The organism is Pseudomonas sp. NPDC086251 (assembly GCF_044746405.1).
GTDB lineage: Bacteria > Pseudomonadota > Gammaproteobacteria > Pseudomonadales > Pseudomonadaceae > Aquipseudomonas.
Genome location: NZ_JBIVBY010000016.1, coordinates 153,356 through 168,200 on the forward strand (window position 1 = coordinate 153,356; position 14,845 = coordinate 168,200).

General features: G+C 60.5%; 13 protein-coding genes. 3 read left to right on the forward strand and 10 right to left on the reverse strand.

Annotation, left to right across the window (positions count from 1 at the left end; translation table 11 throughout):
* Positions 1–148 precede the first annotated feature (148 nt).
* The 3 genes from ACIPL2_RS19945 to ACIPL2_RS19955 all read right to left on the reverse strand — a co-directional run bounded on the left by ACIPL2_RS19945 (position 149) and on the right by ACIPL2_RS19955 (position 3,874).
* Positions 149–1,174 carry a histone deacetylase family protein gene (locus ACIPL2_RS19945; protein WP_401358786.1) on the reverse strand — a complete coding sequence of 342 codons (1,026 nt, stop codon included), beginning with the start codon at positions 1,172–1,174 and terminating at the stop codon, positions 149–151.
* Positions 1,175–1,310: 136 nt separating this feature from the next.
* Positions 1,311–2,540 (reverse strand): Zn-dependent hydrolase, encoded by a 1,230-nt coding sequence (locus tag ACIPL2_RS19950; protein WP_401358787.1) that lies wholly within the window; start codon positions 2,538–2,540, stop codon positions 1,311–1,313.
* Between the two features lie 23 nt (positions 2,541–2,563).
* The gene (locus tag ACIPL2_RS19955) at positions 2,564–3,874 is read right to left on the reverse strand and encodes an MFS transporter (RefSeq protein ID WP_401358789.1); all 1,311 of its coding nucleotides are present in this window, start codon (positions 3,872–3,874) and stop codon (positions 2,564–2,566) included.
* A 163-nt stretch (positions 3,875–4,037) separates the two neighbouring features.
* Here ACIPL2_RS19955 and ACIPL2_RS19960 point away from each other — a divergent pair, with 163 nt between their 5' ends.
* Positions 4,038–4,970, forward strand: a complete 933-nt coding sequence (locus ACIPL2_RS19960) for a LysR family transcriptional regulator (protein WP_401358791.1) — start codon at positions 4,038–4,040, stop codon at positions 4,968–4,970.
* Here the strand turns inward: ACIPL2_RS19960 and ACIPL2_RS19965 are convergent.
* From ACIPL2_RS19965 to ACIPL2_RS19990, 6 genes are all read right to left on the reverse strand, one after another.
* Complete coding sequence (locus tag ACIPL2_RS19965) at positions 4,967–5,578, reverse strand: RraA family protein (RefSeq protein WP_401358793.1); 612 nt, start codon at positions 5,576–5,578, stop codon at positions 4,967–4,969. The two genes, ACIPL2_RS19960 and ACIPL2_RS19965, sit on opposite strands and share 4 nt — an antisense overlap.
* Positions 5,571–5,963: a RidA family protein gene (locus ACIPL2_RS19970; protein WP_401358794.1), complete on the reverse strand. Its 393-nt coding sequence runs from the start codon at positions 5,961–5,963 to the stop codon at positions 5,571–5,573. The genes ACIPL2_RS19965 and ACIPL2_RS19970 overlap by 8 nt, the downstream gene beginning before the upstream one ends.
* Positions 5,964–5,981: 18 nt before the next feature.
* Complete coding sequence (locus ACIPL2_RS19975) at positions 5,982–7,361, reverse strand: MFS transporter (protein ID WP_401358796.1); 1,380 nt, start codon at positions 7,359–7,361, stop codon at positions 5,982–5,984.
* 128 nt (positions 7,362–7,489) lie between these two features.
* Positions 7,490–8,431, reverse strand: a complete 942-nt coding sequence (locus ACIPL2_RS19980; RefSeq protein WP_401358797.1) for a 2-hydroxyacid dehydrogenase — start codon at positions 8,429–8,431, stop codon at positions 7,490–7,492.
* Positions 8,428–9,183: a class II aldolase/adducin family protein gene (locus ACIPL2_RS19985; RefSeq protein ID WP_401358799.1), complete on the reverse strand. Its 756-nt coding sequence runs from the start codon at positions 9,181–9,183 to the stop codon at positions 8,428–8,430. The genes ACIPL2_RS19980 and ACIPL2_RS19985 overlap by 4 nt, the downstream gene beginning before the upstream one ends.
* A complete protein-coding gene (locus tag ACIPL2_RS19990; protein ID WP_401358801.1) occupies positions 9,180–10,481 on the reverse strand; it encodes an MFS transporter in 1,302 nt (433 codons plus the stop codon). Before ACIPL2_RS19990 ends, ACIPL2_RS19985 begins: the two co-directional genes overlap by 4 nt.
* A 159-nt stretch (positions 10,482–10,640) precedes the next feature.
* Between ACIPL2_RS19990 and ACIPL2_RS19995 the strand changes: the two genes are divergently transcribed.
* The gene (locus ACIPL2_RS19995; RefSeq protein WP_401358803.1) at positions 10,641–11,600 is read left to right on the forward strand and encodes a LysR family transcriptional regulator; all 960 of its coding nucleotides are present in this window, start codon (positions 10,641–10,643) and stop codon (positions 11,598–11,600) included.
* Between the two features lie 12 nt (positions 11,601–11,612).
* Here ACIPL2_RS19995 and mrdA read toward each other — a convergent pair whose 3' ends face one another.
* Positions 11,613–13,505: a penicillin-binding protein 2 gene (gene mrdA, locus ACIPL2_RS20000; RefSeq protein ID WP_401358804.1), complete on the reverse strand. Its 1,893-nt coding sequence runs from the start codon at positions 13,503–13,505 to the stop codon at positions 11,613–11,615.
* 267 nt (positions 13,506–13,772) lie between these two features.
* Here mrdA and ACIPL2_RS20005 point away from each other — a divergent pair, with 267 nt between their 5' ends.
* Positions 13,773–14,696: a TIGR03571 family LLM class oxidoreductase gene (locus ACIPL2_RS20005; RefSeq protein WP_401358806.1), complete on the forward strand. Its 924-nt coding sequence runs from the start codon at positions 13,773–13,775 to the stop codon at positions 14,694–14,696.
* Positions 14,697–14,845 lie beyond the last annotated feature (149 nt).

The following is a 14,845-nucleotide window of genomic DNA, read 5'->3' on the forward strand; positions in this document are numbered from 1 at the left end:
TGTGTTCTGTCAGGTGGACCGGGTGATCGTTCTTCGCGGGCAAGCCTCGCTCCTACAGGGATCGGGGCGAACCGTGGATTTTCGCCCACCCCTGCCCTTGTAGGTGCGAGGCTTGCCCGCGAAGGCGGCCTTCCGGACACCCCACATCTCAGAGTTGCCACACCTCGGCATTCACAAAAAACGCCCGGGCATTATCCTCCAGGCTCTCCAGGTGATACCCGCCCTCCTGCACGATCAGACACGGCAACCCCAAACTGCGAATCCGCTCGCCCAGCCGCGCAAACCCGTCCCGCGTCACCGCCACTTTGCTTTGCGGGTCCAGCTCGAAAATATCGAACCCCAATGACAGCACCAACACCTCGGCGCCGAAATCCTGCACCGCCACCAACGCGACATCCAGTTGACCAAGGAAATCCGACTCGCTCGCACCGTGCGCCATCGGCAAGTTGAGGTTGAAGCCCTCGCCCTTCCCGACCCCACGCTCTTCGGCAAACCCGGCCACCCCCGGATAGAAATTGGTCGGGTCGCCATGCACCGAGACATACAGCACGTCATCGCGGTCGTAAAAAATCTCCTGAATTCCCTGCCCATGGTGCATGTCGGTATCGAGCACCGCGACACGCGCAAACCCGCCGCGCAACACCTGCGCCGCCACCGCCGCGTTGTTCACATAACAGAAACCACCCGCCGCTTCGGCCCGGGCGTGGTGCCCCGGTGGACGGCACAAGGCATATGCGGCCGGCTCGCCATCGAGCAACGCCTGGGCCCCGGCAATTGCGCTTTGCGCCGACCAATAGGCCGAGCGCCAGGTCTGTTCGCCCACCGGGCAACTGCCGTCCGCCAGGTAGCGTGCGGCCTGGGCGAGAATCCCGCGCAAGGCGTTGGGCTCGCGGACGAAGATGTTCGACATCACTTCGTCGCCCCAATCCTCGGGGATTTCCTTCCAGCGCTGATGTGCTTCCTCAAGGAATGCCAGATACGGCGCACCATGGACCGCCAGCAACGGCTCAAGCCCGGCATCGGTCGGTTGCTCAACGGTAAAACCCAATGAGTGCGACGCCTGCACCAGGCGCTGCGCGCGCTCCGGCACTTCCTGCGGCGTGCGCATCTGCCCACGGGAGTAGTAGCTGCGTGGATGGTGGAGCAATTGTTCAGGATGGAAAAAACTGCGCATGGGGTAAACACCTGTCAGTTGATCTTGGTACGCCTGTAGGAGCGAGGCTTGCCCGCGAAGGCGGTGTGTCAGGCAACGTCGATGCTGAATGTGCTGACGCCTTCGCGGGCAAGCCTCGCTCCTACAGGGATTGTGTTTATTCGACTTGGCCGGCGCGGGACAGCACGGCGTTGAGCAGCACATCAGTGCCCTGACGCACGTCTTCAGGCAGCACATCTTCGGCTTCGTTATGGCTCAAACCGCCGACGCATGGGATGAACACCATGGCCGTCGGGCAGAACCGCGCCAGGTGAATCGCGTCATGCCCGGCACCGCTGACAATCGATTGCTGAGCGTAGCCCAGCCCGTCGACCGCCTGCTGCACCGCCGCCACGCAATCGACATCGAACGGCGTCGCCGGGCTGATCCAGTGCGCAGTGATCGTCACGTTCAAGCCGCGACCGTCGGCAATCGCCTGGAGGCGTGCACGCACCTGCTGCTCCATCGCATCAATGGCTTCGTCACGGTGGTGACGCAGGTCGACGGTGAAATTCACCAAACCCGGAATGGTGTTGCGCGATGACTTGTTGATGCTCAACTCGCCCACTGTGGTCAGGCCTTCGGGAGCGAAATCAGTGGCCAGCCCTTCGATCGCCTGAATCATCCGCGCCACGCCGTACAAGGCGTCCTTACGCAACGGCATCGGCGTGGTGCCGGCGTGCGCCGCCATGCCTTCGACCCGCACGTCGAGCCAGCGAATCGCCTGGCCACCGCTGACCACGCCGATGCTTTTGGCGTTGTCTTCGAGAATCGGACCCTGTTCGATGTGCGCTTCAAAGTACGCGTCCACCGCGCCGCCCAACGGCCGCTCGCCGGCATAACCGGTGCGCTGCAACGCCTCGGCAACGCTGATGCCATCGATGTCGCGCACCGCCAGCGCCGCGTCCAGTGGCATGATCCCGGTGAACACCGCCGAGCCGATCATCGCCGGGGTAAAACGCGCGCCTTCTTCGTTGGTCCATACCGCGACTTCCAGCGGCTTGCGGGTCTGGATGCCCAGATCGTTCAGGCAACGCACCACTTCCAGACCGGCGAGTACGCCGTACACACCGTCAAAACGCCCGCCTTCGGGTTGCGTGTCGAGGTGGCTGCCCATCATCACCGGCGCGGCATCGGGATCGGTGCCAGCACGGCGGGCGAACAGGTTGCCGATGGCGTCCACGCTCAGGGTCATGCCGGCTTCGCGGCACCAGTGGGAAAACAGTTCACGACCGGCCTGGTCTTCATCACTCAGGGCCAGGCGGCAGCTACCGCCGCGTGCCGTCGCGCCGATTTCGGCCATGGCCATCAGACTCGCCCACAGGCGTTCACCATTAATCTTCAACATAAGTTACTCCTGGAAAACGGGGATTAAGCGTTGGCCAATTCGATGCGCTCAGCGCGGGCATGGCGACGGGCAAGGGACAGGACACAGATCAGCGACGTCGCGGCAATCAGGCTGTAGAACACCGCCATCGGCCACCATTGACCGGCGTATTTGTGCGCCAGCATCGTGCCGATCAACGGCGTCAGGCCACCGGCCAGGGCACCGCAAATTTGATAAGCCAGAGAGATCGCGGTGTAGCGCACGCGGGTCTCGAACATGCCGCTGACGTAGCCGGCGATCACCGCGTAGAACGAGGCCATGCACACCACCGCCAGGGCGATGCCGAGGATGATCAGCGGCGCCTGGGCGGAGCTGACCAGCACGAACATCGGGTACGGCGAGGCCATCGCCAGCAGCGACACCAGGCACAGGAAACGCGTCGCGCCGATTTTCTCGGCGACCCACGCCGCCAGCGGCTGGATGCAGAACTGGATGATCGCCACCACAAACAGGCACTCAAGGATCAGCGAGCGCGGCAGTTCGAGTTGCTGAGTGGTGTAGGCGATCATGAAGGTGTTGGTGAAATACACCCCGGCAATCCCGAGGGTGTTGGCGCCGATGCACAGCAGCAGCGGACGCCACGCGGTACGCAGGACTTCCATCACTGGCGCCTGCTCCTTGCGTGTGCTTTTGCTGGCCAGTTCGCGGCTGGCGAGGAATTCCGGCGACTCATTCACGCCCAATCGAATCGCCAGGCCCACCAGCAGCAACAACGAACTGGCGAGGAACGGCAGGCGCCAGCCCCAGCTCATCAAGTCTTCTTCCGGCAAACGCGTGACCGCGCTGAACGCCAGCAACGACAGGATCAAACCGGCCGGACTGCCCAGTTGCGCAAAGGAAGCGAAGAAATTGCGTCGACCTTTCGGCGCATGCTCGCCCGCCATCAACACCGCCCCGCCCCACTCGCCACCGACGGCAATGCCCTGGACGATGCGCAGCAGAATCAGCAGCACCGGCGCCGCTGCGCCGATTTGTGCGTAAGTCGGCAGCAAGCCGATGCACACCGTGACCACGCCCATCATCAGCAAGGTGATGATCAGCGACTTCTTGCGCCCGATCCGGTCGCCGATATGGCCGAAGATAATCCCGCCCAACGGCCGCGCAAAGAAGCCCACGGCGAAGGTGCCGAACGCAGCCATGGTGCTGAACAGTTTGTCGTCGGAGGGGAAGAACAGCGCGCCGAACACCAGCGCGGCGGCGGTGGCGTAGATGTAAAAGTCGTACCACTCGATCATGGTGCCGATGAAGGCGGCGGCTGCCGCACGGCGCGGCTGGGACGAAGCTTGAGGCTTCATGGGTCGGGCTCCTTTGTTTATTTTTTTGGCAGGAGAGAAACAGCAAATCCGAGGCACTCTGGTGGCGCCTGTCTTGGGAGTGATTTTTCGTCCCGGGGCTATGATTAGTCAATTTTCTATTTATTATGCGAAGTATTACGCCACCTTATAATCGGGAGTCGCCATGGCCGAACGCGATGTGCAACGCCTGCTCAACGACCGCCTGGACTGGAACCTGCTGCGCACCTTTCGGGTGATCGGCCAGGAGCTGAGCATCAGCCGTGCCGCCGCGCGCCTGCACCTGACACAACCGGCGGTGAGCCAGGCGTTAAAGCGTCTGGAGGAGCAACTGGGCCGGCAACTGATCGCCCGTCGCGGGCCACGGTTTGCCCTGACCGAAGTCGGCGAACAGATTTTCGAACTGGCCGGGGAAATTTACGGGCAGATGTCTCAGGTCAGCAGCGTGCTGGAGCAGCCCGCCGACGAAGTGATCGGCAAGGTTCGGCTGTTGATCATCAGCCGGATTTTCTCGGACCGCTTCGATGACTTCCTCGCGGACTTCCATCGGCAGCATCCGCGCGTGGATCTGGAAGTGGATGTGATGCGCAGTTCCGACATCGTCAGCGCCTTGCAGGAAAAGACCGCGACCCTCGGCCTGAGCCTCAATCGCCGCCCGCAGCCGCGTCTGGAACAGCGGCTGTTCCTGCGTCAGCGCTATGCGTTTTTCTGCGGCAAGCACCATGCAATGTTCGGCCGGCAGAACGTGGTCGAAGGGGATTTGCAGCGCGAGAATTTCGTCAGTTTCACCAGCGACCAGATTGGCGGCATGCTCTCGCCGCTGACGATTTTTCGTGACCAGCAGGGTTTCAGCGGACGGATCGTTGCCTCGTCACCGAGCCTGGAAGAAGTCCGGCGACTGGTGATCGCCGGGTTCGGCATTGGCTGTTTACCCGAACACGTGGTGGCGGCGGACGTCGAAGCGGGTTTGCTCTGGCGCCTGCCGCCCCACGAAGGGATTGCCGATGTCGACATTCATTTGCTGTGGAACCGCGAGCAGCGCATGAGCCGGGCCGAGACGATCTTCCTTGAAAGTCTGCAACAACGGCTGACGGACTAAACGTTCAATACCTGCGCCACCGGCTCCCCGGCGCGTAAACGTTCAAGTAAGCGTGGCTCGGCGCGGTCCGATGCCAGCGCGCGCTCAATGACGTTTTGCGCGGTGACCGGGTCGAGAAACAGCACGCCGTTGTCGTCCGCCAGCACCAGATCCCCGGGGCGCACCGTGACGCCGGCACACTGAATCGGCTGATTGATCTGGCTGTCGCCACGGCCATGCAGCTTGGTGGTCAGCAGACTGGTGCCGCGGGCGAAGACGGGTAACCCGGCCTCACGCAGCTCCAGCAGATCGGTGACTACGCCGTCGACGACAATGCCCACCGCACCGGCACAACTCGCGGCGCAACTGGTGACGGCGCCGACCGGGGCATGTTGCCAATCACCGTCGGTGTCGATGACCAATACATCGCCCGGTTTTATCAGCGCCAACGCTTGGTTGACGGCGATGGCATCGGCGCCGACCAGTTTCAGGGTCAGCGCGCGGCCGACGATTTTCACACTGGGCACCATGGCTCTAAGCTGCGAGTCGGCAAAGCCCTCCTCGAGAAAATGCCCCAAGGTTGGAAAACTCACTGCGTTGAGCTGCTCGATCAGCTGCGACTCATGCATGTTGCGGCTCCTTGGCGATCAGTTCGGCCACACAATCGATTTCCAGTGACACGCCCCACAGCGCTACACACACTGTGGTTCGCGCCGGCGGCGCATGGCCGAGAAACTCGCGATACACCGCATTGAACGGCTCCAGTTGCGCCGGATCGGTGAGGTAGGCGTTGACCTTGATCACGTGGCTGAAATCGGACCCGGCTTCAATCAGGATCGCCTCCAGGTTGCGCAAGGTTTGCCGCACTTGTTCGGTGAAATGAGCGGGCTGGTCATCGAGATTGCTCTGGGCCGGAATCTGCCCGGCGGTGAACACCAGATGACCGCTGACCACCGCTTGGGAGTAAGGGCCGACCGGGCCGATGAAGCCCGGGGCCGATTGAATTCTGCGCATTTTGGTGAACTCCGTTTATCAGGCAGCGGCCGATTTGATGGATTTTCCGAGGATGGGATCAGCGGCCGGCACTGCGGTCGGGATTTCGCTGATGTCTCGCTTGAAGGTCTCGGTCAGCAGCAACAACGCCACCAGCGAAATCAGCGCCGCGCCGATCATGTACCAGGCCACCGAAGAGCCTTTGCCGGTCGCAGCGAGTAATGCGGTGGTGACGATGGGCGTCGCGGCACTGCCGAGCAGACCGGACAACATGTAACTGATCGACAACCCGGAATAACGCACCCGCGTGCCAAACAGTTCGGCGAGGAAGGTCGCAATCGGTCCGTAGTTGGCCGCGAACGCGGTCATCAACAACAAGTAGCCGAAGATCACCAGCGGCAGTTCTTTGGTGTCCATCAACCAGAACAGCGGGAACGCCACCAACGCTTCGGCGACGATGCCAGCGACGATGATCGGCTTGCGTCCGTAGCGGTCCGACAGCGCGCCGAACACCGGCAACATGACGATGCACCAGGCGCAGGACAGCAACACCACGCCGAGCATCACGCTGCGGCTGAACCCGAGATTCTGCGTGCCGTAGGTCAAACCGAACGCGACGATGATATTGAACGAGGCACCGGTCGACATGGTGGCAATACCGCCCAGCACCACTTGTTTCCAGTACTTGCGAAAGACTTCAGCCAGCGGCATTTTGACCTGGACTTCGGCTTCCTTGACCTTGTTGAAGGCCGGGGTTTCCGAGATGTTCAAGCGGATGTACAAACCCACGGCGATCAACAGCACGCTGGCCAGGAACGGGATACGCCAGCCCCACGCCAACAGGTCTTCCGGGGACAGCCATGCCGCGATCAACAGGAACGCCAGGTTGGCAATCATGGTCCCGGCCGGCACGCCGATCTGCACCCAAGAACCGTACAGTCCGCGCTTATTGGCCGGCGCATGCTCCACCGCCATCAACACCGCCCCGCCCCACTCGCCGCCCAGCGCCAGGCCTTGAATCACCCTGAGTAGCAGCAACAGGATCGGCGCCCAGATACCAATGGCTGCATAGTTGGGTAATAACCCGATGGCGAACGTGGCCGCGCCCATGGTCAGCAGCGACACCAACAACATCGACTTGCGTCCCAAGCGGTCACCGAAATGACCAAACAGCGCCGCGCCGACAATCCGCGCCAGGTACGCCGAAGCAAACGTACCGAACGCCAGTAAGGTACCGATCAACGGATCGAAATCTGGGAAGAATACTTTGTTGAACACCAGCGCCGACGCTGTGGCGAACACAAACAGGTCGTACCATTCCACGGTGGTGCCGATCACACTGGCCACGGCGACTTTTTTCATGCTGATTGCAACTTCCGGAGGTGCGCCGGACTTTTCTACAGGCGATAGATCGCTCATTACTGTCTCCAGGAGTTCATCAAGAACTCGTATTTAATTGTTTTAACTGGCAGTAAAACGTTCGAGGTGAGAGTTTTGTTGTTATAGATCGCCCAACTTAATGGGCGACTGTGCAAGGCGCTTACTTATTAATAACCGAGTGTTCTATCCGCACAATTCAATAGCGGTTCATCGGCATTCAATCGGCGGAAGTTCTCCGCTACTTGTTCGGCAATACAATCGTGGGAGGCTGCCGAGGCCATGTGTGGGGTAATAGTGACGCCAGGCATGTTCCAAAGACGATGGTCGACCGGCAGCGGTTCCTGTTCGAAAACATCCAGTAGCGCGCCGCTTAATTTTCCTCCGTTCAGTGCTTGTTCCAGATCGTCGATATTGAGATGCCCGCCTCGACCGCAATTCACGATGGCAGCGCCATTGGCGAGGTGCTCGAATGTTGCACTGCCGAGGATGCCGCGGGTTTCACTGGTGAGTGGCAACAAGTTGATCAGCAACTCCAGGCCTTCGAGAAACGGGTTGAGATTTTCCGCTCCGGCGAAGGTCTGCACGCCCGCTAAATCCTTGCTACGGCGCGCCCAGCCACGGACGTCGTACCCGGCCGCAGCCAGGTCGAGGGCAATCGCGCTGCCCAACGACCCGAGGCCCATGACCCCGACCTTGAACTGCCCCGCAGCCCGTTGCAGCGGACGCTCCCAGTGCTGTTTCTGTTGCTGTAACAACACTTGATCGAAGCCGCGGTGATAGTGAATCACCGCCCAGCGCACGTACTCGGTCATCCCTTGGCGGTGGCCGGGGTCGACGACCCGACACACGGGCAAGTCCGGGCACGACGGGTCGTGTTCCAGGTGATCGATGCCGGCGGCCACTGAGTGGATGACCTGCAAGTTGGGCAGCGCCGCGAGGCTGCCCGGCAAGGGAAACCAGCATGCGGCGATCTGCGCGTTCCTGGCCAGCGGATCATCCGCCAGCACGGTGGTGAGCTGCGGCGCGCTGCGGGCAAACGCGGCTTGCAGTTGCTTGAGCAGCAGAGAGTCGCGGGAGAGCAGGACCACGGTGTTGATGACTGTTTTCAAGATAAATAGGACTCGCGCTGGGATTCGATCAGGGTTAAAGCGGCCTCCCAGGCCAGGTCGATGATGTTGTCCTGTTCATCGCGGTCAAACTGTTCGGCGGTGTGTGCGCAGACTTCCGGGGACGGGTAATGCAACGCCGAACCACCTGCCAGCGCCGCCACCTGCGCCTGACAGGCACGCTCCAGAAAGTGGATTTCCTGGAACGCCTGGGCCACGCCCGAGCCACCGACCAGCAACCCGTGATTGCGCAGGATCATCGCCCGATGCGGCCCCAGGTCGGCAATCAAACGCTCGCGCTCATCCAGCGACAGGGCGATGCCTTCATAGGTGTGATACGCCAACTTGCCGTAGAACTTCAACGCGTGCTGAGTGATCGGCAGTAAACCTTGCTTCTGCGCAGCGACCGCCATACCGGCAGCGGTGTGGGTGTGAATCACACAGTTCAGATCAGGGCGGGCCATGTGGATCGCCGAGTGAATGACGAAGCCGGCGGCGTTGACCCGATGACCTGCATATTCCGGATCGACCACTCGCCCTTCCTGATCGATACGCACCAGGTCCGAAGCGCGCATGCGGTCGAAAATCACCCCGTAGCGGTTGATCAGAAAGTGATGCTCCGGCCCTGGAATCCGCAGGGTAATGTGCGTGTCGATCAAGTCGGTCATGCGAAAGTGCGCGACCAGTCGATACAGCGCAGCCAGTTCGCAACGGGCTTGCCATTCAACCGGGCCGATGTGTTCAGGTTTACTCACGAATACACCTCTTTAGCAGCGTGGGTGACGACCGGGTTGGCGCGCAGGCGTGCCAGGCCGCAAACACCGATCAGGGACAGGGCCGAGAGCAAGGTGAAGAACACCGCCAGCGGCAACCATTGTCCGGAAAACTTGCTCGCCAGCAGCGTGCCGATCAACGGCGTGGTGCCGCCGGCCAGTGCACAACTCAACTGGTAAGCGATGGAAATGCCCGAGTAGCGCAGGTGCACCGGGAACGCCTGGGTCATGTAGCCGGCGATCACCGCGTACAGCGCCGAGAGAATCACTACCGCGAGGGCGATGCCGACGGTCATCAGCACGATGTTCTGCGTGCCTACCAACAGGAACATCGGATACGGCGTGACCATGCACAGCAGCGTGACCAGTTTGAGGAAGCGACCTTCGCCGATGCGCTCGGCGAGCAATGCCGAGAGCGGTTGCGAGAGCAACTGAATGACGGTCACCAGAAACAGGCAATCGAGAATCGTCGAGCGAGCGATGCCCTGATATTGGGTGACGTAAGTGATCATGAAGGTGTTGGTGAAAAAGAACCCGGCCGAACCGATGGTCACCGCAGCGGCGGCGAACAGGATCTGCCGCCAGCAGGTGCGGATCACATCTTTCACCGGGTATTTGGCGGTCTCGTTGTTGTCCCGCGCCTTGGCAAATTCCGGCGACTCGTGAACGCCGGAGCGGATCATCAGGCCAACCATCATCAGCACACCACTGGCCAGAAACGGCAGACGCCAGCCCCAGGCGAGGAAGTCTTCCGGTTCAAGGGAGGTCACCAGACGAAAGGCGATCAATGCCAACAGCAAACCGGCCGGGCTGCCCAGTTGGGCGAACGATGCGTAGAAGGTTTTGCGCTTGGCCGGTGCGTGCTCGCTGGCCATCAGCACCGCCCCGCCCCACTCGCCACCGACTGAAATACCCTGGATCAACCGCAGCACGATCAGACCGACCGGGGCCCAGATGCCGACACTGGCATAGCTCGGCAACAGGCCGATGCCGGCGGTGGCCAGGCCCATCAGCGCCATGGTCACCAGCAGCATTTTCTTGCGGCCGAGGCGATCACCCAGATGACCGAATACCATGCCGGCCATTGGGCGAGCGATGAAGCCGACGGCGAAACTGCCGAACGCTGCGAGGGTGCTCATCACCGGGTCGCTGCTGGGAAAGAACACTTGCCCTAGCACCAGCGCCGCGGCCGTGGCGTAGATGTAAAAATCGTAGAACTCAATGGTCGTGCCAATGAAGGCGGCGGCCGCGGCTCGACGCGGTTGAGGGGTAGTGTGCATGCAAGGACCCTGTGTATTTATAGTTTTGGGCAGGTACTGAGAAGGCGGTTTACGGTTTGCACTCTGTGGCGCTTGTTAGCTTTATCGCTTCCGTGCCAGGATTAGTCAATTTTCATATTCTTATCTTTACTATTAGCACTGCTACTACCTGGGATCTTTATGCCGGTAACTTCTAACCCTTGGGTTGGCCGCCGCTTTCTGAACGACCGCCTCGACTGGAACCTGTTGCGCACCTATCTGGTGATCGGCCAGGAAGGCAGCATGAGCCGGGCCGCCGCGCGTTTGCACATCACGCAATCGGCCGTGAGCCAGGCACTGAAACGCCTTGAAGAACAGTTGGAATGTGTGTTGATTGCCCGCAGCGGTCGGCGGTTTGATCTGACGGAAACCGGAGAGGAAGTCCTGCGCATCGCGGCGGACATCTACGGTGATATTTCACGTTTGGGCACAGTGGTTGAGAGTCGTAACGACGACGTGGTCGGCAAGATTCGCATCCTCACCGTCAGTGGCGTGCAGGCGCGGCACTACGACGAGTTCCTTGCCGACTTCCATGAAACTCACCCGAAAATCGAGTTTGAAGTCGAGGTGATGGGCAGCTCGAACATCATCAGTTCGTTGCTGCAAAAGACCGCGACTATTGGCGTCGGCCTGTGTCGTTTACCGCAGCCGCGACTGGAGCAGCGGGTGCTGTTTCGCGAGCGGTATGCGTACTTCTGCGGGCAGCGTCACCGCTTGTTCGGGCAGGAAAATCTGACGCTGGAGCAGCTTGCTGCGGAGAACTTTGTCAGCTTCACCAGTGACCAGCTCGGCGGCAACCTTTCCCCGCTGACGCTGTTTCGCGACGAGCAGGGTTTCACCGGCAAAATTGTCGCGTCGTCGACCAGTTTCGAAGAAATTTACCGCTTGATCTGCTCGGGGTTTGGTATTGGCTGTTTGCCGACACACTTGGTGCGCAGGGATGTCGAGCAAGGTCTGCTTTGGCGTTTGCCGCCGGAAGATGGGGTGGTGGATTTCGATATCCAGCTGTTGTGGAATCGCGAGCAGAAGATGAGTCAGGCCGAGACGGTGTTCCTCGAAAGCTTCCAGCACATGCTCAGTATTCGTGAGCCTGTGCTGTGAAGCCTTGATCGATTACACGTGAGGATCGCCGGGCGCTTTCGCGGGCGTCGCGTATTGCGGTTTGAGGTGGCCGTCCTGATCGAGTAACCAGGCATCCATGATCTGCCGCACCACAGGACCGGCGACGCGACCACCGGCCTCGCCGTTTTCGATCATCACCGAAATGACAATCTTCGGATGCTCAGCCGGGGCGAAACCGACGAACAAGGCGTTGTCGCGGTTACGTTCCAGGGTCTTCGCCCGGTTGTAGCGCTCACCCTGCTTGATCGCCACCACTTGCGCGGTACCACTCTTGCCGGCGATGCGGTATTGAGCCCCCTGCGCCGCCGCTCGGGCAATCCCGCGAGCGTCGTGCATGACCATCTGCATGCCGTGGTTGACCTGTTCCCAGTCATGCGGATTCTTCAACAGGATGTTCGGCATCGGATGCTCATCCACTGGCGCTACACCGTCGACGGTCTTGGCCAGGTGCGGGCGGTTCCATACACCTTTGTTGGCAATCAGCGCCGTGGCCTGGGCCAGCTGCAGCGGCGTGACCTGCATGTAGCCCTGACCGATGCCGAGGATCACCGTCTCGCCGGGGAACCAGGCCTGACGGCGGGTAGCGCGTTTCCAGGCCTGGGAGGGCATCAGGCCGGCAGACTCTTCGAACATGTCCAGCGAGACCTTCTCACCGAGGCCGAACATCGCCATGTAGTCGTGCAAGCGATCGATGCCCAGCTTGTGGGCGAGGTCGTAGAAGTAGGTGTCGTTGGAGCGCATGATCGCCGCGTCCATGTCCACCCAACCGTCGCCGCTGTGGTTCCAGTTGCGGTATTTGTGATCGTAGTCCGGGAGTTGGTAATAACCCGGGTCGAAGACGCGGGTCTGCGGGGTGACCACGCCCGCATCGAGGCCGGCGATCGCCACTTCCGGCTTGATGGTCGAACCCGGCGCGTAGAGACCGCGCAGGACGCGGTTGAACAGCGGCCGGTCGATGGAGTCGTGCAGCGCCGCGTATTCCTTGAAGCTGATACCGGTGACGAACAGGTTCGGGTCGAAGCTCGGTTTGCTGACCATGGCCAGCACTTCGCCGGTCGACGGATCGAGCGCAACCACCGAGCCACGGCGATCGCCCAAGGCTTCCTCGGCGGCTTCCTGAAGTTTGACGTCGAGGCTCAGGACGATGTTTTTGCCGGGGATCGGATCAGTGTGCTTGAGCACTCGCAGCACTCGGCCCTGGGCATTGGTTTCGACTTCTTCGTACCCGACCTGGCCGTGTAGCTCGGACTCGTAGAACTTCTCGATGCCGGTCTTGCCGATAGATTGGGTGCCTCGGTATTCCACGGTATCCAGCGCTTTGGATTCTTTCTCGTTGATACGACCGACGTAGCCGATCGAATGCGCAAAATGTGCGCCCAACGGGTAGTGGCGAACGAACTGTGGCTCGACGTCGATCCCCGGCAGACGGAACTCGTTTACCGCGAGCACGGCGATCTGCTCTTCGCTGAGTTCATAGAACAGGGTGACGGGTACGAACGGATGCCGCGCCTGCTTCATTGCCTTGTCGAACAGCGTACGGTCTTCAGTCGGCAAATGCAGGAGAGTGACGACCTCATCCAGCTCTTCTTTGACATCTGAGGCGCGTTCGCGGGTGATCGTCAGGTTGAAGCTGGGCCGGTTGTCCGCCAGAACCACGCCATTGCGGTCGTAGATCAAACCGCGAGTTGGGGTGATCGGCAGGACGTGGACCCGGTTGTTTTCGGAGATCGTCGAGTGATAGTCGAATTCGACCACCTGCAGGACATACATGCGCACCACCAGCGCGCAGGTGATCGCGACGACGAAGAGCGCGCACGCCATCAGTCTTTTATTGACCAGGCGCGTCTCGACTTCATGGTCCTTGATCGGTATGGGTTCGGGCATTTCTGCAGCAGCTCTTTGACTGAAAAGGGGGCACCGATCCGTGGGCTTGAAATCAGTCCGTTAAAAAACGAGCTGCACCATACCAAAAACAGCGCGATCACTTTAGTGCGATTTCCTCGAACGGTTGTCCTTGAGGGCCAAATCGACGGTCGGCCTTTTTTCTGAATCGTGCGTTTTACGCAAGATTGATATTCCCATTCATGCATTTTTCTTGCACAAGGGCCTATAGATACTGGGTGCATGTCATTGCCTTTTTTGGAGTATTTCATGCACCCACGTTTTCAACGATTGCTTGGCTCGAATGGATTTTCCATCGGACTGGAACTGCCACTGGATAACGATTGGTCCAGCGATGGCCAGCGCCTGAGGATGGCCGAGGGTAGACCATTTGGTGTACCCGATCTGAAGCAGCACGCGGCGATGGCCCGCCTGGCTGACAAGGCAGGTTTCAGCGCACTCTGGGTGCGCGACGTGCCGGTCTACGACCCTCACTTCGGTGATGCCGCTCAGGTGTTCGAAACCTTTTCTTATCTTGGCTACCTGGCGGGGATCACCGACAACATCATGCTGGGTACGGCGGCAGTGGTGTTGCCGCTACGTCAGCCTTGGTTAACGCTGAAGGCGGCCAACAGTGTCGACGAGTTGAGCGATGGCCGGTTGCTCCTTGGCGTGGCCAGCGGCGACCGCCCGATGGAATATCAGTTGTTTGGCGTCGACTACGATCAGCGCGGCGAGATCTTTCGCGACACGGTCGAGTTGCTGCGCAGCCAAGGCGAAGGACGACTGCCTGAAGGCGCTCGGTTGCTTCCGGAGCGCGATCAACCGATACCGTTATTGGTGGCGGGTCTTGGGCAGCAATCGCCGGCCTGGATCGGCGAACACATGGATGGCTGGCTCGCCTACCCCGGTACTCCGGACGAACATCGGCGTCGAGTGGGATTGTGGCGGGAGGTCGGTGGCGATAAACCCTACATCAGCTTCGTTCATCTGGATCTGGCGGACAATCCTCATGCACCGATGCGACGCGTGCGCTTCGGCGGCAGTTGTGGGCGGTTGGCGTTAATCGACGAACTTCAGGCATTGCGTGAGGCGGGTGTACAGCACGTCGGCTTGCACCTGCGTCGTAGTGAGCGTCCGGTGGCTGAGGTGATTGAAGAGATTGCTGAACACGTTCTGCCGAAGTTCCACTAACGATGTTGCTGCAACCAGGGATAGCCGTTGGGCTGTCCCTTTTTTACAGCCCACTTTCCTGCGGGCAAAACAAAACCCCTACCTGCATTCGCAGATAGGGGTTTCGGAATTTAATCTTGACGATGACCTACTCTCACATGGGGAAACCC